Source organism: Bacillus sp. UNCCL81 (assembly GCF_900112535.1).
In the GTDB taxonomy this organism is placed as follows: domain Bacteria; phylum Bacillota; class Bacilli; order Bacillales; family Bacillaceae_G; genus Gottfriedia; species Gottfriedia luciferensis_B.
In genome coordinates this window covers 1,024,778-1,046,492 of sequence record NZ_FOMF01000002.1, presented here as the reverse complement: position 1 = coordinate 1,046,492, position 21,715 = coordinate 1,024,778, and the positions used below count along the sequence as shown (strand labels likewise).

General features: G+C 32.8%; 22 protein-coding genes and 1 other annotated feature. Of the genes, 16 read left to right on the top strand and 6 right to left on the bottom strand.

The window, feature by feature from the left end:
• Positions 1-454: 454 nt before the first annotated feature.
• From BM319_RS05160 to tlp, 4 genes are all read left to right on the top strand, one after another.
• The gene (locus BM319_RS05160) at positions 455-1,006 is read left to right on the top strand and encodes a TlpA family protein disulfide reductase (RefSeq protein ID WP_069032370.1); all 552 of its coding nucleotides are present in this window, start codon (positions 455-457) and stop codon (positions 1,004-1,006) included.
• Between the two features lie 72 nt (positions 1,007-1,078).
• Entirely contained in the window at positions 1,079-1,216 is a 138-nt protein-coding gene (locus BM319_RS05155) for an FbpB family small basic protein (RefSeq protein WP_082459651.1), read from the top strand.
• Between the two features lie 144 nt (positions 1,217-1,360).
• Positions 1,361-1,501, top strand: coding sequence for an acid-soluble spore protein N (locus tag BM319_RS05150; protein WP_069032371.1), 141 nt, complete (start codon positions 1,361-1,363; stop codon positions 1,499-1,501).
• A gap of 43 nt (positions 1,502-1,544) precedes the next feature.
• Positions 1,545-1,778 (top strand): small acid-soluble spore protein Tlp, encoded by a 234-nt coding sequence (gene tlp, locus BM319_RS05145; RefSeq protein WP_069032372.1) that lies wholly within the window; start codon positions 1,545-1,547, stop codon positions 1,776-1,778.
• Between the two features lie 51 nt (positions 1,779-1,829).
• Here the strand turns inward: tlp and BM319_RS05140 are convergent, their stop codons facing one another.
• From BM319_RS05140 to BM319_RS24570, 3 genes are all read right to left on the bottom strand, one after another.
• Positions 1,830-3,116 carry a glycosyl hydrolase family 18 protein gene (locus tag BM319_RS05140; protein WP_069032373.1) on the bottom strand — a complete coding sequence of 429 codons (1,287 nt, stop codon included), beginning with the start codon at positions 3,114-3,116 and terminating at the stop codon, positions 1,830-1,832.
• A 138-nt stretch (positions 3,117-3,254) separates the two neighbouring features.
• Positions 3,255-4,148 (bottom strand): prohibitin family protein, encoded by an 894-nt coding sequence (locus BM319_RS05135; RefSeq protein ID WP_069032374.1) that lies wholly within the window; start codon positions 4,146-4,148, stop codon positions 3,255-3,257.
• Positions 4,129-4,290: a DUF8570 family protein gene (locus BM319_RS24570; RefSeq protein ID WP_165347184.1), complete on the bottom strand. Its 162-nt coding sequence runs from the start codon at positions 4,288-4,290 to the stop codon at positions 4,129-4,131. The genes BM319_RS05135 and BM319_RS24570 overlap by 20 nt, the downstream gene beginning before the upstream one ends.
• 140 nt (positions 4,291-4,430) lie before the next feature.
• On the opposite strand from BM319_RS24570, the gene BM319_RS05130 reads away from it, so the two are divergent.
• Positions 4,431-4,853: an acyl-CoA thioesterase gene (locus tag BM319_RS05130; protein ID WP_069032375.1), complete on the top strand. Its 423-nt coding sequence runs from the start codon at positions 4,431-4,433 to the stop codon at positions 4,851-4,853.
• 92 nt (positions 4,854-4,945) lie between these two features.
• Here BM319_RS05130 and plsY read toward each other — a convergent pair whose 3' ends face one another.
• Positions 4,946-5,548 (bottom strand): glycerol-3-phosphate 1-O-acyltransferase PlsY, encoded by a 603-nt coding sequence (plsY, locus tag BM319_RS05125; RefSeq protein WP_069032376.1) that lies wholly within the window; start codon positions 5,546-5,548, stop codon positions 4,946-4,948.
• Positions 5,549-5,724: 176 nt separating this feature from the next.
• Between plsY and BM319_RS05120 the strand changes: the two genes are divergently transcribed.
• The 11 genes from BM319_RS05120 to BM319_RS05070 all read left to right on the top strand — a co-directional run bounded on the left by BM319_RS05120 (position 5,725) and on the right by BM319_RS05070 (position 20,344).
• Positions 5,725-6,399, top strand: coding sequence for a response regulator transcription factor (locus tag BM319_RS05120; protein WP_069032377.1), 675 nt, complete (start codon positions 5,725-5,727; stop codon positions 6,397-6,399).
• Between the two features lie 3 nt (positions 6,400-6,402).
• The gene (locus tag BM319_RS05115; protein WP_069032378.1) at positions 6,403-8,193 is read left to right on the top strand and encodes a sensor histidine kinase; all 1,791 of its coding nucleotides are present in this window, start codon (positions 6,403-6,405) and stop codon (positions 8,191-8,193) included.
• An 81-nt stretch (positions 8,194-8,274) separates the two neighbouring features.
• On the top strand, positions 8,275-9,468 hold the full coding sequence (locus BM319_RS05110; RefSeq protein ID WP_069032379.1) for a S1C family serine protease: 1,194 nt from the start codon (positions 8,275-8,277) through the stop codon (positions 9,466-9,468).
• A 100-nt stretch (positions 9,469-9,568) separates the two neighbouring features.
• Positions 9,569-9,979 (top strand): CoA-binding protein, encoded by a 411-nt coding sequence (locus BM319_RS05105; RefSeq protein WP_056476782.1) that lies wholly within the window; start codon positions 9,569-9,571, stop codon positions 9,977-9,979.
• 544 nt (positions 9,980-10,523) lie between these two features.
• A complete protein-coding gene (parE, locus tag BM319_RS05100) occupies positions 10,524-12,497 on the top strand; it encodes a DNA topoisomerase IV subunit B (RefSeq protein WP_069032380.1) in 1,974 nt (657 codons plus the stop codon).
• The gene (gene parC, locus BM319_RS05095) at positions 12,497-14,929 is read left to right on the top strand and encodes a DNA topoisomerase IV subunit A (RefSeq protein WP_069032381.1); all 2,433 of its coding nucleotides are present in this window, start codon (positions 12,497-12,499) and stop codon (positions 14,927-14,929) included. The genes parE and parC overlap by 1 nt, the downstream gene beginning before the upstream one ends.
• Positions 14,930-15,247: 318 nt before the next feature.
• The gene (locus BM319_RS05090) at positions 15,248-16,429 is read left to right on the top strand and encodes a branched-chain amino acid ABC transporter substrate-binding protein (RefSeq protein ID WP_069032382.1); all 1,182 of its coding nucleotides are present in this window, start codon (positions 15,248-15,250) and stop codon (positions 16,427-16,429) included.
• Between the two features lie 141 nt (positions 16,430-16,570).
• Positions 16,571-17,554: a branched-chain amino acid ABC transporter permease gene (locus BM319_RS05085; protein ID WP_069032383.1), complete on the top strand. Its 984-nt coding sequence runs from the start codon at positions 16,571-16,573 to the stop codon at positions 17,552-17,554.
• Between the two features lie 9 nt (positions 17,555-17,563).
• Positions 17,564-18,832: an ABC transporter permease subunit gene (locus BM319_RS05080; protein WP_069032384.1), complete on the top strand. Its 1,269-nt coding sequence runs from the start codon at positions 17,564-17,566 to the stop codon at positions 18,830-18,832.
• Positions 18,833-18,847: 15 nt separating this feature from the next.
• Positions 18,848-19,618, top strand: a complete 771-nt coding sequence (locus BM319_RS05075) for an ABC transporter ATP-binding protein (protein WP_069032385.1) — start codon at positions 18,848-18,850, stop codon at positions 19,616-19,618.
• 18 nt (positions 19,619-19,636) lie between these two features.
• Positions 19,637-20,344, top strand: a complete 708-nt coding sequence (locus BM319_RS05070) for an ABC transporter ATP-binding protein (RefSeq protein WP_069032386.1) — start codon at positions 19,637-19,639, stop codon at positions 20,342-20,344.
• 221 nt (positions 20,345-20,565) lie between these two features.
• On the opposite strand, the gene BM319_RS05065 is transcribed toward BM319_RS05070, so the two are convergent.
• Together BM319_RS05065 and BM319_RS05060 are read right to left on the bottom strand one after the other, a co-directional pair.
• A complete protein-coding gene (locus BM319_RS05065) occupies positions 20,566-20,751 on the bottom strand; it encodes a hypothetical protein (protein WP_069032387.1) in 186 nt (61 codons plus the stop codon).
• 127 nt (positions 20,752-20,878) lie between these two features.
• Positions 20,879-21,307 carry a hypothetical protein gene (locus BM319_RS05060; protein WP_069032388.1) on the bottom strand — a complete coding sequence of 143 codons (429 nt, stop codon included), beginning with the start codon at positions 21,305-21,307 and terminating at the stop codon, positions 20,879-20,881.
• 211 nt (positions 21,308-21,518) lie between these two features.
• Positions 21,519-21,698 (top strand) — a binding site (T-box leader).
• Positions 21,699-21,715: the final 17 nt, after the last annotated feature.

The following is a 21,715-nucleotide window of genomic DNA, read 5'->3' as shown; positions in this document are numbered from 1 at the left end:
TGGCATCGCAAATAAAAACCAGTAATGGCAATTAATATGATGTCATCGCAAATAAAAACCGGTAATGGCAATTAAAATGGTGTCATCGCAAATAAAAACCAGTAATCGCAATTAAAATGATGTTATCGCAAATAAAAACCGTTAATCGCAATTAAAATGATGTTATCGCAATTAAATTTGTAAAATCACAATTAAAATCAGAATATCAGTAATTAATCGGATTGAAGCGATCAACCTAACACTTAAATGGACTAAATGGATAAAAAAATTACGAATTAATAGGCCATTCCTGTAAAAAATATAATGAAAGTGGATCTATATTAAGATAATTTGAATGGAAAATAGTAGTTAAAAGATAATCCAAAGAGATATTGTCTAAGAACATATGTGAGCATGTTCCACTTTTGTATTTATTATGGTTAAATAGAGATAGTTCATTAAAAGGGTGATTTGTATGAAAAAAGTAATTCCTTTGCTGATTCTTTTTGTAGCGTTAGGGTATTCAATTTTTCAATTATATGAGAAAAAAGAAGAAGAGAAAAAAGTCAGTAACAATAATGATGCTTATATTGCTTCAATTGAAAAATTAGGTGTTCAAGTTGGACAGCAGGCACCTGATATACAATTGATGACTTTGGATGAAAAGAAGGTTAATTTGTCTTCATTTAAAGGTAAGAAAGTAATCTTAAACTTTTGGGCTACTTGGTGCCCTCCTTGTCAAGACGAGATACCAGCATTAGAGAAATTCCATCAAGAGCATAAGGATATTGAAATGATTGGTGTTGCGGATTATATTGGCGAGAAAAAGGATTTAAACTTTATCAAGAATTTTGTTAATAAAAATAGTATGAATTATCGAATTTTAATTGATGAAAACGGTGATAATTTTCGTAAATATGGTGTAATTTCAATACCAACTACATACTTTATTAATCCGAATGGAGAAGTAGTTTTTAAACAAATTGGACCATTAACTGAAAAACAATTAAATGCATTTTTAAAATAAGAAAAAATTTACTAAAATGTAAGAAAACTCTTTTTTTTGGCAATACTAACATAAAAAGAAGAGGTGATTGTTTTGAGAAAGAAAAGACATAAATCGTTTCAAGAATTAATTCTAGAAAATAAAAATTCACTATTAAATGATGAAGAAGCTTTGAATAAAATATATGATCGACTAGAAGAACGTTTAGAAAGAAAAGCTAAAGCGGAGTAAATTAGTCATTATAAAAATCAAATTTTGTTTATACAAAAGAAGGAATTATTTCCTTCTTTTTTTGTTGTCAAAATTGGTCATTTTTTAATTTCCTTTTACATATTTACAGCAACAAAACTCATACTATCGCTAGGGGGCGATAAAATGGGAAATCCAAAAAAACATCCTAAAGATTTTGTACCAAATCATGTAGGTACTCAAAACAAAGCAGCTGGTGGGAATAAGGGTAAACAAATGCAGTATAAAGATCCTACTGGCAAACAACCAATTGTAGATAACGGGTAAAATCAAAAACACAAAAACAAATTTTGAATTGGAGTGATTTATGATGGAATATACAAATACACCAAAGCCAGATGATCGTAGTGATAATGCAAGAAAAATTCAAGATAATATAAACAATACGAGGGAAAATATTAACGAAGCAGAAGCTTCTATGAAATTCGGAAATGAGCAAGATCGTCAAAATGCATTAGCTAAAAATCAACGTCGCGAGGAAGCTATAGCAGCATTAGAAAGTGAACTAAAAGACGAGCAAGCATTTAATAATACAAATGACTAATTAAAAAAAGCTAGGTATTTTGAGTTAGCCTCATAAATACCTAGCTTTTCTTTATGCTCTTTTAACTACATTAAAATTAGCTTCAAGAAGCTCCCAATTTTGAATAAAAGGTAATCCTAATTTCCAATACGAGATCCCACGTATATTCTCTTGTTTTATTAAGTTAAACTTGGCTTGAATTGATCTTGCATCTTCGAACCAAACTTCATGTTTTTGACCATTTGATTCTGTATATCGGAAATGAGGTGCTTTTGCTTTGTTATCAAAAAGGATTTCGTTTGTCATTTGAATTGCTAAATTTGTCGCAGCTTCAGCACTTAATGCTTTAGCCATGGTACCTTGTTTAAATGGAACTTTCCAGTCAAATCCATATAGATTTTGACCCATTACAATTTTTGGTACAGGAATTACGGTCTTTGCATAGTTGATTACTTTACGAACTTGATCAATAGGTGATACGGCCATAGGAGGACCGCCTTGCCAGCCCCAATCATATGTCATGATGACAACGAAGTCCACAACTCTACCTATGTTAGCATAATCATGAGCTTCGTAAAATCTACCTTTTTGGTTTGAACTTGTTTTAGGTATTAATGTAGCACTCAAAATGAATCCTTGAGGCAGTCTTGATTTTACTTTATTTAAAAAATTAATATAAGCTACACGGTCAGTTGAGGCAACGTCTTCAAAGTCTATATTTACTTCTCTAAATCCATATTTATTAGCAGTACTAATAATTGTATTTATCAATTTATCTTGAACTGCTGGACTTTGTAATATATCGGTTGCGAGTGATGTTGAAAACTGTCCATTTTCAAGATTAGAGACAACCATCATATATATACAGCGATTATCCCTTGCGATTTGAGGAATGTTTCCAAGTGGTGGTTCTGTTAATGTACCATCTCTTTTCGCATCAAAGCTAAAATGTGCTAAATAGGTTAAAAACTTACTTTCTGTTCGAGCCGATTCTTCAAGTGCTGGTTTAATTGGGTTTGAAGTAGGTTGTAAATAGCCAATTGATTCGATATTTCTTTTTTTTCGTGGTGGAAGATGTAGCTTTTGGCCGACATTTAATGTAGCATATGGACTAATTCCACTTAAAGTTGCAATTTGACTTGATGTTACACCATAGGTTAAAGCTAAATCATATAAGTTATCACCGGGTTGAACAAAATATTCATTTCCTGTAGTTGGTACAACAAGCGATTGACCTTTTATTATTTTATAAGGAGCTACAAGAGCATTTGAATTAATGAGTGCTTGGCGTTCAACTCCATAAAAATCTGCAATACTCATTACTGTTTCTCCACTTTTTACAACATGAATTTGCATCAAGTTTATCTCCTTCCATTAAACGTAGATATTCGTCTCTATTAAATATATGCCAAAGAGTTTGGATTAGAAGAGAATAGGTGGAAAAGCAAATTGAAAATAAAAAACCTAGCCGAAAGCTAGGTTTTTTAGCACGAATATTTATTTTTTTGATTCTTTATCGCTATTTGGATCAAGTGGGAATTGAATGATATTTGAGTTACTTCCTGAAACAGTAGGGAGTTTTCCATCCCATTTTTCTGCTTTTTTGTATTCAATTAATTCATTGGTTAACGTTTGTTGGATTACTTGGTTCGCTTTTGCTTGACCTTGTGCTCTGATTAGTTGTGAATCAGCATCAGCCTTTGCTTCTACTTTTTTCTTTTCTGCTTCAATTCTAGCCGTTTCTAGTTCAATTTTTTTACGATCATTTTCTTGGGCAGCTTGAACACGTGCATCAATTGCATCCTGCGTTTTTGCATCGGGTTTTGGCGTTCCTAGTGTTAAATTTTCAACAAAGAATCCAAGTACTTTTACATCGTCTTTATAGATTGTTTCGATATCAGCTGAGGCATTACTTGATTTCTCGCCGTATAATTGTAAAACTGTGTATTTTGATACTGCAATTCGTGCTGCATCTTGTAGACGTTTCTTTAAATATGTTTCCTCAATTTCCTCGATCGACACAGGTCCAAACTCGTTAAACATGGATACTACTTTAGAAGGGTCAATTTTATATGTATAGGATAAATCCATTTCGATTCTTTTACCGTCTGAAGTAGCTAATGCCACGTCTTTATATTCTACTGTACGAAGACGGACTGGATACTCGGTTACTTTATCGAATAAACCAACGAAATTCCAACCTTGTGATAATGTGTTTTTCTGTATTCCTCCATTTGGTGAGTAGACAACTCCTACATAACCAGGTGTTATTTTTTCAATAAATAATGTTGGAATTGTTGTGATTAAGATCAGCGCAATACCCGCGATGATTCCTCCAATTAGTTTACGATTGAATAATGATTTCTTTTTTTCATTTGGACGAATTTCCATTATTTTTGTCCCCCTTATCCTTTAAAATATTTTTTACTTTCGCTGATTTCTCGCCAATTTTTTCAAATGTTGGAGAAAGAAGAAGCCATACTCCGAATAAAAAAAGAAGGATGATTAAGATTGAGCCTACTAGAACCTTCAAGAAGTTCGACCTCCTAATTTCTAATGTTAGAAAATCATTAGATTATTATAAGAAAATTATAACATTTAGGATAAGTTAAAAAATAGAACAATTATTAATTTTTTGGTAAAGTATTCTGTAGAAGAATAAGAGGTGACTTTATGTTTATTTCAGAAAAATTAGTTGAAGTAAGATATGTAGAAACAGATGCAATGGGTGTTGTCTACCATGCAAATTATTTAGTGTGGTTTGAAATTGGACGTACTCAATTAATAAAAGATTTGGGCTTTAATTATGCAGAAATGGAATCACAAGGTGTTATTTCTCCAGTGATTGATTTGAATGTTTCATACAAGAAGAGTCTTCGTTATGGACAGACTGCTATAGTAAAAACAAAAGTAAAATCACTCACACCACTTAAAGTGATTTATGAATATGAAATCCTTAATGAAGAAGGGGATATTTGCTGTATAGGAAATTCAACACACGTCGTTGTTCATAAAGAAACATTTAGACCGATTAAATTTAAGAAGGTGTTCCCTGACTGGTATGAAGCATATGAGAAGGCGATGGGGCAAGATTAAAGGTTAGAAGAAGCAATAAGAGCATGAATAAATAAAAGATTAGAGAGGGAGATCATTCATCTTCATTCTCTAATCTTTAGCTAATCATGCTTTTAAAATTTTACTTTTGGTTCTGTTTTGTCTTTAATTCGTTTTATATTTGGACGATGTTTATATACGACAAAGATTGTAAGTACGATTAAAATATAAGTTATGATGTACCCATTGTCTTTAATTAGACCAGTGTATTCCATTATAAAAGCTAAAATTGTACCTAAAAATGCTGTTAACATTGACGAAAGTGAAACATATTTTGTTGTTTTTAAACTAATTGCGAAGATAATGATTAAGCAGACAAAAAGTAGTGGTGATGCATATAATAAGATCCCTGCAGAGGTTGCTACCGCTTTACCACCTCTAAATCCGGCAAATATTGGATACATATGTCCAATAACAGCAACTAGACCGATAATTAATGGGTGAATTCCATGATAATGGAATAATACAGGTAATGAAGCTGCTAGTGTTCCTTTTAAAATATCTCCAAGTGTTACAATAATACCTGCTTTTTTACCTAATGTGCGGAATGTATTTGTCGCACCAAGATTTCCACTACCGTGTTGACGGATATCTACTCCGTAAAATATTTTTCCAACTACTAAACCGAATGGTACAGATCCGATTAAATAGGCTAGTACAATAATGACCAAACTCATTTTCTAGCTCCTTTTCAAACAATAATAAATTAGTGCAGTATCATATGATTTTATCACAATTTTAAGCGAATATATAGATAGTTGCTTTAGAATATTAATTCAAATCAGGAAACAAAGGACATTTTATTTTAGGTAAAAGTTCTAATATCTATCAATTTTAATGGAAGGAAAAAAATATGAACCCGACAGTTTTAATCATTGAAGATGAAAAAAGATTAAGAGAAATCGTAAAAGAGTATTTTGAAAACGATCAATTTACTGTAATCGAAGCAGAAGATGGAGAACAAGGTATAAAGAAATTTAACGAAAATCAAGTAGATTTAATTATTTTAGACTTAATGCTACCAAAATTAGATGGATGGGAAGTTTGTAAGTTAATTAGAGAGCAATCAAGTATTCCAATCATTATGACCACTGCTCGCTCAGAAGAAGAAGATCAATTACTTGGTTTTGATATTGGAACAGATGAATATGTGACAAAGCCATTCAGTCCTAAGATTCTAGTAGCGAAAGCAAAAAGTGTACTTAGAAGAACGGCTGATTTAAAAGAAGATGATAAAGAATCTAAAACGATTTGTGGAATTACGATCAATACGTCGTCAAGGACAGCTTCAATAAATAATGAATTATTACAACTTACGAATAAAGAGTTCGAATTACTATGCTATTTAATTGATAATAAAGGCATCGTATTAACAAGAGATCAATTATTAAATAATATTTGGGGTTTTGATTATTTTGGTGATGGAAGAACGGTTGATACACATATAAAAAAACTTAGACATAAATTGGGAGACAAAGCAAAGCATATAGCAACAGTTATTAGAGTAGGCTATAAGTTTGAGGAGTAGAAAATGAAAAATAGTATAGTCCGTAAACTTTTTTTATCCATAACGTTATTATTAGTTATATTTTTATTAATTGTATTTGTTGGTCAATCAATCTTTATGCAATCTTTTTATACGAATAAGAAAGTAAATATTGTAACAGAGGAACTTACACAATTTGCTAAAGGTTATAAAGCGGGTAAATTTAACAACAATCAGTTTCAACAAGAGCTATCTAAACTATATTCCAAATACAATACAACTTTAGCAGTTTTAGATAAAAGAGGCGTATTAAAAGCTGAGAATAATTTTGATTTAACCGTCCTTACGAATGAAGGAAAAAAGGTATATGTACCTTTAAATAATTTATTATATTCGGATCAAATAGACAGTATTTTAGGGCTTAATATTAAAGAAAATTCAAGGATTACAATCCGAGGTTATGTTCAAGATGATTATTTTATTCCACTTTATATAAAAACGAATATGGGTGTTTGGCAAGAGGAAAATCAACCTTCTAACACGATTCAACTGTCAACTAAAAATAATCTTCAGGAATTGGTGAATATTGAAATTAAAGGGAAAGTTGTTAATTTACATTTACCAATTGCAAATCAATATACATATTCAGCTCAAATGAACTCATTAATGGGTGCAATAACTGATTGGGCAAAGAGTAATGAAGATTTTTCTAACTATTCTGAGGAGGATTTCCCGTTAATTTATCGTTACTTAGACCGCGCAAATGGATTAGAAAATAAAGTTTTTATTTACCCAATTAATACGAATAAAGGTTCAAAAGAAGTTATTTTTGCCATTACTTCCCTACAACCAGTAAATGAAGCGATGTACGTTTTAAAAGATTTTTATATTTACGCTTTTATTATTGCTTTATTGCTGATTGTGATCGTTTCTTTTTACTATTCGAAATTGATTACGAAACCATTATTGAAAATGAATTCTGTAACAGATCAATTAGCAAAATTAAACTTTAACGAGAAAATTGATATTCAATCCGATGATGAAATTGGACAATTATCCAAATCAATAAATTCATTATCTGAGAATTTAGCTAGTACGATTGAAAATTTACAGCAGGCAAATGTTAAATTAATGAAGGATATTGAAAAAGAAAAACAGTTAGAACAAATAAGAAAAGAGTTTATTAGTGGAGTATCTCATGAGCTTAAAACGCCATTAAGTATTGTGCAAAGTTATGCAGAAGGTTTAAAAGATGGATTAAATATTGAAAAAAATGGTTATTATGCAGATGTAATCCTTGAAGAAGTTGATCGGATGAACGGGTTAGTTGTCGATATGTTAGAACTTTCCAAACTTCAATCAGGAACATATACACTAAAAAGTGAACCTTTTTTAATTGTGGATTGCATAGAAAATGTGATTATTCGCATGTTTGAAAATAGTAATATTCATTGTCATTTCAATTTTAATCTTGATGAGGATACGCTCGTAATAGGTGAAAAAAGAAAAATAGAACAAGTAATTATTAATATCCTATCAAATGCAATCCATTATGGGAACCCAGGTAGTGTTATAAAAATGAATTTATTAGATGAAGGGGATAATGTAAATATCTCTATTTTTAATGAAGGTAATCCAATCCCTGCTGATAAAATTGATAAAATTTGGGATCGCTTCTATCGTATTGATGAATCTAGAAACAGACAAAATGGTGGAACAGGTTTAGGTTTAGCAATCGTAAAAACAATCCTAGACTTACATCATTCAACTATAAAAGTTCATAATAAGGAAGATGGAGTTGAATTTATTTTTAATTTGAAAAAATATTTGAATTAAATCAAAAAGTTCACAGCAAATACACATGAGTGGGTTAAATTAATATCAATAAAAGATACCTACATATTGGAGGAATGAATTATGGGATATTATGATGAAACAGATTTATACGATGATAATAATCATAAAAGACAAAAGAGAAGTAGACGTGGAGGATATCCACTTGTTACAGGCTTTATTGGAGCGATAATAGGAGCTGTAACGATCTCAATCGTATCCCCGGATATTTTTAATTTAACTAATAAACCTGCAAACTTAAATAATGATACTAATACAGTACCAACACAAGTTATTAATGTATCAAGAGAAGATTTAACAACTACGATCCAAAATGCTCGCAAATTTGTAGTAGGAGTTAATAATTATCAATCATCAAATCCATTTTCAATGGAAACTGAAGAAGCTGGATCTGGTTCAGGTGTAGTTTATAAAAGAGTAGGAAATAAAGCTTTAGTAGCGACAAATAACCATGTTGTTGCTGGTGCAAAACAATTAAAAGTAAAAATGGCAGATGGTCAATTAATTGATGCTAAGCTTGTTGGAACAGATGAATTATTAGATTTAGCAGTTGTAGCAATAGATGCAAAATATGTTACAAATATCGCTAAATTAGGTGATTCAGAAAAAATTAACGTTGGTGAAACTGCTATTGCAATTGGAAATCCACTTGGATTTTTAGAAAGTACTGTAACAGAAGGAATTGTAAGTAGTAAAGCTCGTGAAATACCACAAGATATCGATGGAGATGGAGTTGCAGATTACCAAACTCAAGTAATTCAAACGGATGCAGCGATTAATCCTGGTAATAGTGGTGGTGCTTTAATCAATGCAAAAGGTGAAGTAATCGGGATTAATTCAAGTAAAATTGCCGAACAAGCTGTTGAAGGAATTGGATTTGCAATCCCAATGAATATTGCAAAACCAGCTTTAGATCAAATCGAAAAATTTGGTGAAGTGACTCGACCTGTAATGGGTGTAGGCTTAAAATCACTTGATGAAATACCGCAATTTAATATCGAAGAAACATTGAAATTACCTGGTTCAGTGACTAAAGGTGCAGTTGTTACACATGTTGATCCAAATACTCCTGCTGCTAAAGTTGGAATGAAACAATTAGACGTTATCGTTGCACTTGATGACAAGCCAGTAAGTGATGTCATTACTGTCAGAGAATACTTATATTCACATAAAAAAGTTGGAGATAAGTTAAAGATTACTTATTACCGTGATGGTAAGTTAACTAATTCAACATTAACATTAGCTTCTAGTCAATGATTGACAGGCAATTGACTTAGGAAATATGATAAAAGAATACAAAATAAGCGAAAAGTTAATCTTTTCGCTTATTTATGCAAACAGAAAGGGTGACTAGCAAATGAGTAAATACCCATCAAGAGAAGAAATTGGCAAGATTTTAAAATCAAGTAAAGTAATTGCAGTTGTTGGATTATCAGGGGACCCGTCTAAAACGTCTTATATGGTAAGTAAGGCTATGCAAGATGCTGGATATAAAATTATTCCAGTAAATCCAACAGTTGATACTGTTTTAGGAGAAAAAGCAGTAGCAAGTTTGACTGAAATAAATGAAAAAGTAGATATTGTAAATGTATTTAGAAGACCTGAACACCTATTACCTGTAGCACAAGAGTTTCTTAAAATTGATTGCGATGTTTTCTTTGCGCAGCTTGGTATCGAAAACGAAGAAGCATATCAATTGTTAAAGGAAAATGGTAAAACGGTCATTATGGATCGTTGTATTAAAGTTGAGCATGCAATGACAAGATAGTCCGTTAAAAAAGCTCACTGTTTTATACTGGTCATCAGAAGCTCGTTTTCTTCGTGCTTTACCTGGCTGCAATGCTAAATTACCGCATAAGGTAAATTTGGTCACCACTTGCCTTCGTGACTCGAAAGTAAAGCGTTTTCGACAAGTCTGATAATCAATTTTTTTAATTTGTTTTAAAATCTGGCTCACTGTTAATCAGTGAGTTTTTTTAACGGAAGATCGAGTAGGGAATAAGTACATTAGGGTAAGCTTAAGAAACTGTACAGATATGCATCAATTTAGAAACGCAATTAGTCCAATTTGCAAGTTCTGTAAAATAGAATTTTGTTAAGTTAAATTATCAATTTTCAACCTTAAACCTGCATTTTCTTGATTCTAAAATCCAGTTTCTTATAAAGTTTTCCGATATTTTTTTTCATGTTCGACTTGTAAGTTAGGAAAAAAACCATTAACATGAACGATTAGAAGAAACATTTTATTTATAATATGATATAATGGAACAGATGTTCTTATGTAAGTGTTTAGTTAGAAAGGAGAAATGGTGTTGGCAAAGAATGAAACAACATATAACGAAGATGCGATACAGGTACTAGAAGGTTTAGAAGCTGTACGTAAACGACCTGGAATGTATATTGGCAGCACAGATAGTAGAGGTCTGCACCATTTAGTTTATGAAATCGTAGATAACTCTGTAGATGAAGCATTAGCTGGTCACGGGACTCAAATAGATGTGGTTATTCATAAAGATAATAGCTTAAGCGTAAAAGACCATGGTCGTGGGATGCCTACTGGAATGCACAAAATGGGAAAACCAACTCCAGAAATTATTTTAACTGTATTACACGCAGGTGGTAAATTTGGACAAGGCGGCTACAAAACAAGTGGTGGTCTACATGGTGTTGGTGCATCAGTAGTAAATGCTTTATCAGAATGGTTAACAGTTGAAATTCACCGTGAAGGAACAATTTTCAAGCAACGATTTGAAGCTGGAGGTAAAGCAGTCACTTCATTAGAAATCGTTGGTAAGACAAGACGAACTGGTACGACGATCCATTTTAAACCAGATCCGACTATTTTTAGTACTACAAATTTTAACTTTGATACTTTATGTGAAAGACTTAGAGAGTCAGCATTTTTATTAAAAGGCTTAAAAATTACAATTAAAGATGAACGACATGATACGTTCGAAGAGTTTTATTATGAAAACGGTATCGAAGCATTTGTATCGTATTTAAACGAAGAAAAAGAAGCATTACATCCTGTTGTATTCTTTGAAGGATTACAAAATAAAATTGAGGTTGAATTTTCATTTCAATTTAATGACGGTTATTCGGAAACGATGCTTTCTTTCGTAAATAATGTTCGTACAAAAGATGGTGGTACGCACGAAGTTGGTGCAAAAACTGCTTTAACAAGAGCGTTTAATGAATATGCAAGAAAAGTAAGTCTCTTAAAAGAAAAAGATAAAAATCTAGATGGAGCGGATATTCGTGAGGGATTAGCTGCAATTGTATCAGTACGAATTCCTGAAGAGCTGCTTCAATTTGAAGGACAAACAAAAGGTAAATTAGGTACTAGTGAAGCAAGATCAGCTGTTGATTCAGTTGTTTCGGATCAATTAGCTTATTTCCTGGAAGAAAATCCAGACATTGCAACTTCATTAGTAAAGAAATCGATAAAAGCTTATCAAGCAAGAGAAGCAGCAAGAAAGGCACGTGAGGAAGCAAGAAGTGGTAAAAAGAGAAAACGCACAGAAACTTCATTAAGCGGTAAGCTCACACCTGCACAATCTCGTAACCCACAAAAAAACGAATTATACCTAGTTGAGGGTGATTCAGCTGGTGGTAGTGCTAAACAAGGTCGTGATCGACGATTCCAAGCAATCTTGCCCCTGCGTGGTAAGGTTATTAATACCGAGAAGGCAAAACTTGCTGACATAATGAAAAATGAAGAGATTAATACGATTATTCATGCGATTGGTGCAGGAGTAGGTAGTGATTTTGATATTGAAGATGTGAACTATGACAAAATCGTTATTATGACCGATGCTGATACAGATGGAGCGCATATTCAAGTACTATTACTAACATTCTTTTACCGTTATATGAAGCCTTTAGTAGAGGCTGGTAAAGTTTATATTGCCTTACCTCCTTTATTCAAAGTAAGTAAAGGTTCTGGAAAAAAAGAAGTAATCGAATACGCTTGGTCAGAGGTAGACTTACAAGATGCAATCAAAAAAATCGGTAAAGGGTATATGATTCAGCGTTACAAGGGACTTGGTGAGATGAATGCTGACCAACTTTGGGATACAACGATGGATCCAGAGACTAGAACGCTTATTCGTGTGAAAATTGATGATGCTGCAAGAGCGGATCGTCGTGTAACTACTTTAATGGGTGATAAAGTTGAACCTAGACGTAAATGGATTGAATCGAATGTAGTATTTGATTTAGATGAAGAGGACAAAATTTTAAACAATGAGCAAGTTGAAGTAGAATCAGAAGGGAGCAAAGTCTGATGCAATCATCGGAAAAATTATATAATATCCCTTTAGAAGACATAATTGGTGACCGCTTTGGTCGATATAGTAAGTATATTATTCAAGAACGTGCATTACCTGACGCTCGTGACGGGTTAAAGCCAGTTCAGCGCCGTATTTTGTATTCAATGCATGTTGAAGGAAACACGCAAGACAAGCCTTACCGTAAATCTGCTAAAACAGTCGGAAATGTAATTGGTAATTACCATCCTCATGGTGATACTTCTGTTTATGATGCGATGGTACGACTAAGTCAAGATTGGAAATTAAGAAATGTTTTAATTCAAATGCACGGAAATAACGGTAGTATCGATGGAGACCCTCCAGCAGCTATGCGTTATACGGAAGCTAGGTTATCAGCGATAGCAAGTGAACTATTAAGAGATATTGATAAAGAAACAGTTGATTTTGTGCCAAACTTTGACGATACGAGTATGGAGCCAGTTGTTTTACCATCAATGTTTCCAAATTTATTAGTTAACGGTAGTACTGGAATCTCTGCTGGATATGCAACTGAAATACCTTCGCACCACCTTGGAGAAGTAATCGATGCGACCATTATGCGCATTGAAAATAAAAACTGTTCAGTAGATGAATTAATGACCGTAATCCACGGACCAGATTTTGCTACTGGAGGGATCATTCAAGGTGTAGATGGAATAAAAAAAGCTTATGAAACAGGTAAAGGTAAAATCATTATACGAAGCCGTGTTCATACCGAGGATTTACGTGGTGGTAAACAGGCATTAATTATTACAGAAATTCCTTCAGAAGTGAATAAAGCGAATTTAGTAAAGAAAATGGACGAGGTTCGTCTTGATCGAAAAGTAGATGGAATTACGGAAGTACGTGATGAAACAGATCGTACTGGACTACGTATTGTCATTGAACTGAAAAAAGATGCAAATAACGAAGCGATTTTAAATTATTTATATAAAAACACTGAGCTTCAAATACCTTATAACTTCAATATGGTTGCGATTTATAATCGTACACCAAAACAGATGTCATTACCGGCAATTCTTGATGCGTATATTGAACATCAAAAAGAGGTCATTACAAATCGTTCAAATTTTGATTTAAGAAAAGCTAAAGCTCGACAGCATGTTGTAGAAGGTTTAATGAAGGCTTTATCAATTTTAGATGAAGTGATAACAACAATCCGTTCTGCAAATGATAAACGTGATGCAAAAGATAAGTTAATTGTTCAATTTGCGTTTACTGAACAACAAGCTGAAGCGATTGTTATGTTACAGTTATATCGTTTAACAAATACTGATATTACTGCATTACAAGAAGAAGCAGATGAGTTAGATAAAAAGATCAAACAGCTTGAAGCAATTTTAAACAGTGAAGCAAAATTATTGTCAGTTATCAAAACAGACTTAAAGAAAATTAAGTTGAAATATGCAGACGACAGACGTTCGACAATTCAAGAAGAAATCGAAGAAATTAAAATTTCTAGAGAAGATATAATTGCTCAAGAAGACGTTATTGTCACCGTTACTAGTGAAGGATACGTTAAACGAACAAGTCCAAGATCTTATTCAGCTTCGAATGGTAAAGATTACGGTATGAAAGAAGGCGACCGTTTAATTTATCAAATAGAAAGTACAACGACAGATACACTAATTTTATTTACTTCAAAAGGTAACTATTTATATTTACCAATTCATGAAATGCAGGATATCAGATGGAAAGATATGGGGCAACATGTTGCTAATATTATTCCTATTGAGCGTGACGAAGCAATTCTTTCTGCTACAGTCGTAAATAATTTTGAAGAAAATAAAGATTATATATTATTTGTCACTAAAAATGGTGTTGTAAAACGTACAAGTATACAGCAATTAAAAGTACAACGATATTCTAAACCACTTGTCGGTATGTCAATTAAGTCTGATGATTCCTTAATTTTTGCTGGTGTCACTTCAGAAACTGATCAAGTGTTATTGGCTACAAGTTCAGGATACACATTGGTATTTACTGTTGAAGAAATTAGTATTCAAGGATTAAGAGCTGGTGGAGTTAAAGGAATAAATTTAAAAGATAATGATTTTGTTGTTTCTGCAGATACGATTAATAATGAAGTGAAAGAAATTTTCTGTGCAACACATCGAGGGGCAATTAAAAAAATGAAACTTGATACGATCCCTCAAAGTTCTCGAGGTACTCGAGGTGTTAAAGTACTTCGTGATTTAAAAAATAATCCTCATTTGTTAATTGGGGTATACGCAATAAACCAAAATGATATGTTTGCTTTATTAAGTAAATCTGGTCAATTTGAGACAGTTGACCCAACTGATTTAAGAAATAGTGATCAATATAGTAATGGATCATTTGTTATGGATACAGATGATTCTGGTGAAATAAAGACGATCATTCGATATAAAAAAGAAGAAAATAATTAAAATTTGGCCTATTCCGAGCTTTTTGGAATAGGTTTTTTTGTCGAATTTGTCGAAAAACGTAAAATAATACTAGGAAAATATTTTTTTAAGATTAACCTAGTAAAATACATTAAAATCTTTTAATTTTATATTTCGAAAATAAGGAAATAAAGTTTTTAATGATATTTTAATGGGAATAATTACCTAAAATAACGAAGAATCGACAGAATTGTCGAAATATTTTGAACCAAAAGAACTTGTCTAACGAAAAAATATAGCTTACTATTTTCTTAAGAATTTTAAATTTTCAAAAAAATAGGTTTTTAAGGGGGCGTACATATGGTTTTCAAGAAGGGATTTGCAATTTTAGCATCAGTATCGTTAACTGCGGGTATTTTAGCAGGCTGTGGTAGTAATAGTTCAAAGGATGGGAACCAGGTCATTAAAATTGCGACAAATACACCATTATCTGGTAATAATGCAATTTTAGGTGAATCCATTAAACTTGGAGCTCAACTTGCATTAGAGGATCAAAAAGCAGCTTTCAAAAAATTAGGCTTTGATTTAAAGATTGTACCTTATGATGACCAAGGGGATCCAAAAAAAGGTGTAGCAAATGCTGAGCAGTTAGCTGCAGACAATAAAATCCTTGGTGTTGTAGGACACTTAAACTCTGGTGTAGCAATTCCTTCTTCTGTAAAGTATGAGAAAGATCATATCGTAATGGTATCTCCTTCAAATACTGCAAATGAAGTAACTGATCGCGGATTAGGAGTAGTTAACCGAATTTGTGCTCGTGATGACTTCCAAGGTCCTGCAGGTGCAAATTTCGCTGTTAATACTTTAAAAGCTAAAAATATTTTTATCATTCAAGATAAAACACCTTACGGAACTGGTTTAGCAAATGAATTCAAAGCTGCTGCTCAGAAATTAGGCGCTAAAATCTTAGGTGAAGAAGGGATCTCAATCGGAGATAAAGATTTTAACGGAGTACTAAATAATGCAATTGCGAAAAAGCCTGATTTAGTATTCTTCGGTGGACTTTATGCTGAAGGTGGAATTTTATTAAAACAAGCTCGTGAAAAAGGGTTAAACATCCCATTCATGGGTGGAGATGGAATGGACTCTTCAGGTTTAGTTGATATTGCTGGAGATGCTGTTAAAAACTTCTACTATACTTCAGTAGCAGGTGATACGTTAAAAACAGATAAAGGTAAAGCTTTTGCTGACGCATATAAATCTAAATTTAATAAAAACATCGAATCGTTCTCATCTTACGGTTATGATTCTGCAGGCGTTTTATTAGAAGGATTAAAAAATGCGATCAATGATAATAAAGGAAAAACGCCAACACGTGAACAAGTCGAAAAAGCAGTCCGTGCGATTCAAGATTATGATGGAGTAGTAACGAAGGTTGGCTTCGACGATAAAGGAGACAACAAATACGCGAAAGTATTTATTTATACGTTTAAAGAAGCTAAATATCCTGGTACTCAAGAAGGCGAAGTTACTAAACCTTAATTAGGAACTATGCCAACCAGAAAAAGAAAAGAGTATCCCGTAAAAAACGAGATACTCTTTTTCTCTCAATATGTTGAGAAAATTGTAAAAATTTGGAAGTTACTAGGAAGTAAACTACATTATTTATAGGAGGTCTTATACATGAATGAAGTAATCCAAACTCTACCTCAAGTTCTAATAGACGGTCTTGTTTTAGGAGCAGTATATGCAATCGTAGCACTCGGTTACACGATGGTTTATGGGATATTGGAACTAATTAACTTTGCACATGGTGAAATATTCATGGCAGGTGCGTTTATTGGTACTGCGATATTAATTACATTTACTGGGTTAGGTTTATTAAGTAGTTTACCTGCAATTATCGTATTAGCAATTGTTCTAATTATTGCTTCATTAGCAACTGGATTCCTTGGAATGGGGATCGAAAGGGTGGCATATCGCCCATTACGTAAAGCACCAAAGTTAATTACATTAATTACAGCAATCGGTATTTCATTTTTACTACAAGATATCGTCCGTTTTATTGCTGAATTAAAAGAAGGAAATTACATTATTACTGGCCCATCACTATTTTCAGGACAACACCAAATTAAAACTAGCTCAATTCTTTCTTCATTTGGAAATGCACAAATTAAATCAGCATCAATTATTATTTTAGTCGTTGCAGTTGTAATGATGATTTCATTAGATTACTTCATCAATAAAACAAAATGGGGTACAGCAATGCGTGCAGTAGCACAAGATCGTGAAACTGCATCATTAATGTCAGTTAATGTTAACAAAGTCATCTCTTTAACATTCTTTTTAGGTTCTGGATTAGGTGGTGCAACTGGCGTGCTCTTTGCATTACAATATAACACAATTGATCCATACATTGGTTTTATTTTAGGCCTAAAAGCATTTACGGCAGCAGTATTAGGTGGAATCGGAAATATCCGTGGTGCAATGTTTGGTGGTTTATTAATCGGTGTAATCGAAGTGTTTGCGGCAACAAATTTATCAACTTTAACACATGGTATTTTCCCATCAGAATATAAAGATGTTGTTTCATTTGGAATATTAATTCTAGTTCTAATATTCAAGCCAGAAGGTTTACTAGGTAAACCAGTAGCTGAGAAAGTGTAGGTGAATTTGATGAAGAGCTTATTAGAAGGGTTAAAACAATCAAACAAACTACAAGGAATTTTCTTAGGAGCATATATCGTTGTTACATCATTGGGATTATACCTTTTACAAGAATCCGTAACGGCATTTCTACTAATCTTGTTCTCACTTTACTTATTATACAAAACAAATTTTCCAGTCAAATTAAAATGGAGCATCGGAATTCTAGTTTTAACAGTGATTATGCCTTATGTTGCATCACAAGGAACAGCATTTGAATCATATATGGGTGTAGCGACTTTAGTTGGAATCTATGTTGCAATGGCGCTTGGATTAAACGTAGTAGTTGGGTTAGCGGGGCTGTTAGATTTAGGATTCGTTGCCTTCTTTGCAATCGGTTCATATACTTATGCAATTTTTTCGACTAAACAAGTTACGAATTTCTTACATTTTGATTTCCTTCCTTTTTCAGGAAACTCATTCTGGGTATTTATCATAATCGGTGGTATTATCGCTGCAATTGCAGGCGTATTATTAGGTATTCCAGTACTACGTGTAAAAGGTGACTATTTAGCAATTGTAACACTTGGATTTGGAGAAATTATTCGAATTGTATTCAATAACTTAGATAAACCGATCAATATTACTGGAGGGGCACAAGGTATATCTTCTATTCCAGCTCCTACTATTTTTGGATTAGAGATCGATAATTCTGGTCAATTTTATTATGTCGTGTTAGTTGTTTTAGCAATCGTCATTTTAGCAGTAACTAGATTACAAGATTCTAAGCTTGGACGTTCTTGGAAGGCGGTACGTGAGAATGAAATCGCTGCACAAGCATCAGGTATCCACTTAGTACGTACGAAATTAATTGCATTTGCAATCGGTGCATCTTTCTCAGGAATGATGGGAGTAGTTTTCTCTGCAAAGCAAATGTTCATTGACCCAACAAGCTTTACACTACTTGAATCGATTACGATCTTGGTAATGGTTATTTTAGGCGGAATGGGTAGTGTTCCAGGTGTGATCCTTGGAGCTGCACTTGTAACAATCTTAAATCTACAAGTATTAACAGAAGTAACAAACTATTTAAACCAATTAACATTAGATGGAGTTATTAATTTACCACCGGCTCTATCACCTTCTAAAATGCAACGTATGATTTTCGGACTTATTTTAGTACTTGCAGCAATTTTCAGGCCAAAAGGATTATTGCCTGCCAAAAATAAGGTTGTTCCAAAAGAAGACGTCGTAGATCAAACTGTAGTCGAAGAAAAAACACGCACAGTTTCATTTTAGAGAGGAGGTTATCAAATGTTAAAAATAACGAATTTAACGAAAAGCTTTGGCGGTTTAACAGCTGTGAATAATGTAAATATTGATATTAAAGAAGGCTCAATTACAGCGGTAATTGGACCAAATGGAGCTGGAAAAACAACATTTTTTAATATGATTACAGGTGTGTACACTCCTAGTAGTGGCGAAATTTTGCTAGGGAATGAGAGTTTAGTAGGGCTAAAGCCGCATACAGTAAATAAAAAAGGGATCGCGCGTACATTCCAAAATATTCGTTTATTTAATAGTATGACTGCATTAGAAAATGTCATGGTTGGAATGCATCAGCATTTAAAGTATGGTGTTTTTTCAACAATATTCCATTTACCTAAATTTAAAAAAGCAGAAAAATTGGCAATGAAAGAAGCGTATAAATGGTTAGAATACGTCGGATTGGCTGATGTTTATAATGAGGAAGCATCGAGTCTATCATACGGTGCACAAAGACGACTTGAAATCGCTCGTGCATTAGCTTCTCAACCAAGAATATTACTTTTAGATGAGCCAGCTGCAGGGATGAATCCGAAAGAAACGAAAGAATTGACTGATTTAATCTATCAAATGAGAGATGACCTTAACTTAACAATCGTCTTAATCGAGCATGATATGAAGCTTGTTATGGAAATATCCGAGTATCTATTTGTACTTGATCATGGCGAAAAAATTGCAGAAGGAAAACCTCTTGAAATTCGAAATAATCAAAAAGTAATTGAAGCATATTTAGGAAAAAGTGCAGTGACTACTGCATAGTGAAAGGAGTACGAAAAGATGACGCTATTACAATTAAAAGATATTAACTCTTTTTACGGTGGTATTCAAGCACTGAAAAATATCAACATTGAAGTAAATGAAGGTGAAATTGTAACATTAATTGGAAGTAACGGTGCTGGAAAATCTACTACTCTAAAAACGATTTGTGGCCAAGTTAAACCAAAATCTGGAACGCTTATTTATAAAGGTGAAGAAATTATAAAGCTACAATCTCATGAAATTGCCTTAAAAGGAATCGCTCATGTACCAGAAGGAAGAAGAATTTTTTCTAAATTAAGTGTAAAAGAAAATTTAGAGATGGGTGCATTCTCTGTTAAAGATAAAAAACTAATCGCTGCACGCATGGAAATGGTATTTGATTATTTTCCAAGACTAAAAGAGCGTCTAAGCCAAAAAGGCGGTACGATGAGTGGAGGAGAACAACAAATGTTAGCGATTGGTAGAGGATTAATGATGGGACCATCATTGCTAATGCTTGATGAACCATCTATGGGTCTTGCTCCAATTATCGTTGAACAAATATTTGAAATCATTGAACAACTAAACAAACAAGGAATGACAATCTTATTAGTCGAACAAAACGCATACCAAGCATTACAAATTGCTCACCGTGGCTATGTAATTCAAACTGGTGAGATCCAAATGGTTGGTGAAGGTAAGACATTAATGAATAATGAAGAAGTGAAAAAAGCTTATTTAGCTTAATGAATCTGCTAATCAAAAATAGATAAATGAAAAGGGGATGTATCATGAGTCAGGTCAACTGACATGTGAACATCCCTTTTTTGATGTGAATGCTTGGAAAAGTTATAGACAGAGAGTATCTGAGAGGTACTGATCATTTTAAGTCTATTTTATAGACTTTATTAAAGATAAAATGCAGATTTGAATTAATATTTTATTGCTTAAGAAGAAATATGCTAGAGTTATACTCGATCGTATCCACATTGATCAAATAAATCAGCCGATATACCTTTACGGGTATAGGTAATTATTTTTTTAAATTGCAGATAAGCTGATTTTAATTGCAGTTTCGGTAATTTTAATTGCAGATTCACTGATTTTAATTGCAGTCCGCCATTCATTTGCAAGTTTTCAACGTTTGTTTGCATAGATAGGCCTCTTATTTGCTGCTCTCTATGTTTCATTTGTAGCTCAGTCGTTCAGTATTTACTACAGTTTCTCAACACTAATAAAAAGAGGGAACCCCTTATGGATTCCCTCATTAATATGAAATTATTATTTATTAGAAATAAATTCCGAAACTTTTAATTGCTCTTCACTTGACGCATTGTTAATTGAAGATTGAAGTGATTCCTCTAGTAAACTACGATTCTTGTAAAAATCTTCATGTTTACTATTATAATAGTACTTCACTGCTTCTAAATCTGAGAAAAACTCTTTTCCAAGCTTTAGAAGAAATGTTACTGGAAGTCCTTCGATCACTACTGTATTTACATTTTCAGAAATTTCATTTACCGTACTGTTTGAAGTTGAAATCATTTCCTCGTTTAATTCTTTAACAAGTAATTGTTCGAACCCTTTTATTTTATTGTTTCTTTTGTTCACGATTCGCTTTTTGTTTGTCTTTAATAAACGAATGGAATGATGTTTATCAAGCAATACTGCTGAACGTTTCTTTTTCTTTAGAAAAATGCTGCTACTCAAAACTAGCACTCCCTTCTGATAGTATAGTATATAAATAAAACAACTTTTCTATCATACCAAGTAATGCTCATACTGTAAAGGTTTTATCTTTACATGTTAGCTTTCCAAAAATAATTCAAAAAATTCACGGTATTTTTTTATCAAAATTGTTCATAATAATATTTGACTTAATCATTGACACTTTGTTAAAATAACAACATATTATTTATTACATATAACGTTGACGGAAAGAAGTAACTAAAGATTATTTTGTAAAGCGAATTGAGGATGGTGTGAGCTCAATCAAAACCTTTGGCGAAAGGCATTCCCGAGTTAATTTTTAAAGTGGACAATTTTTTTAATTGTCAACTAGGGTGGAACCGCGGGTGCAAACACAGCTCTCGTCCCTAGGCAGAAAATGCCTAAGGA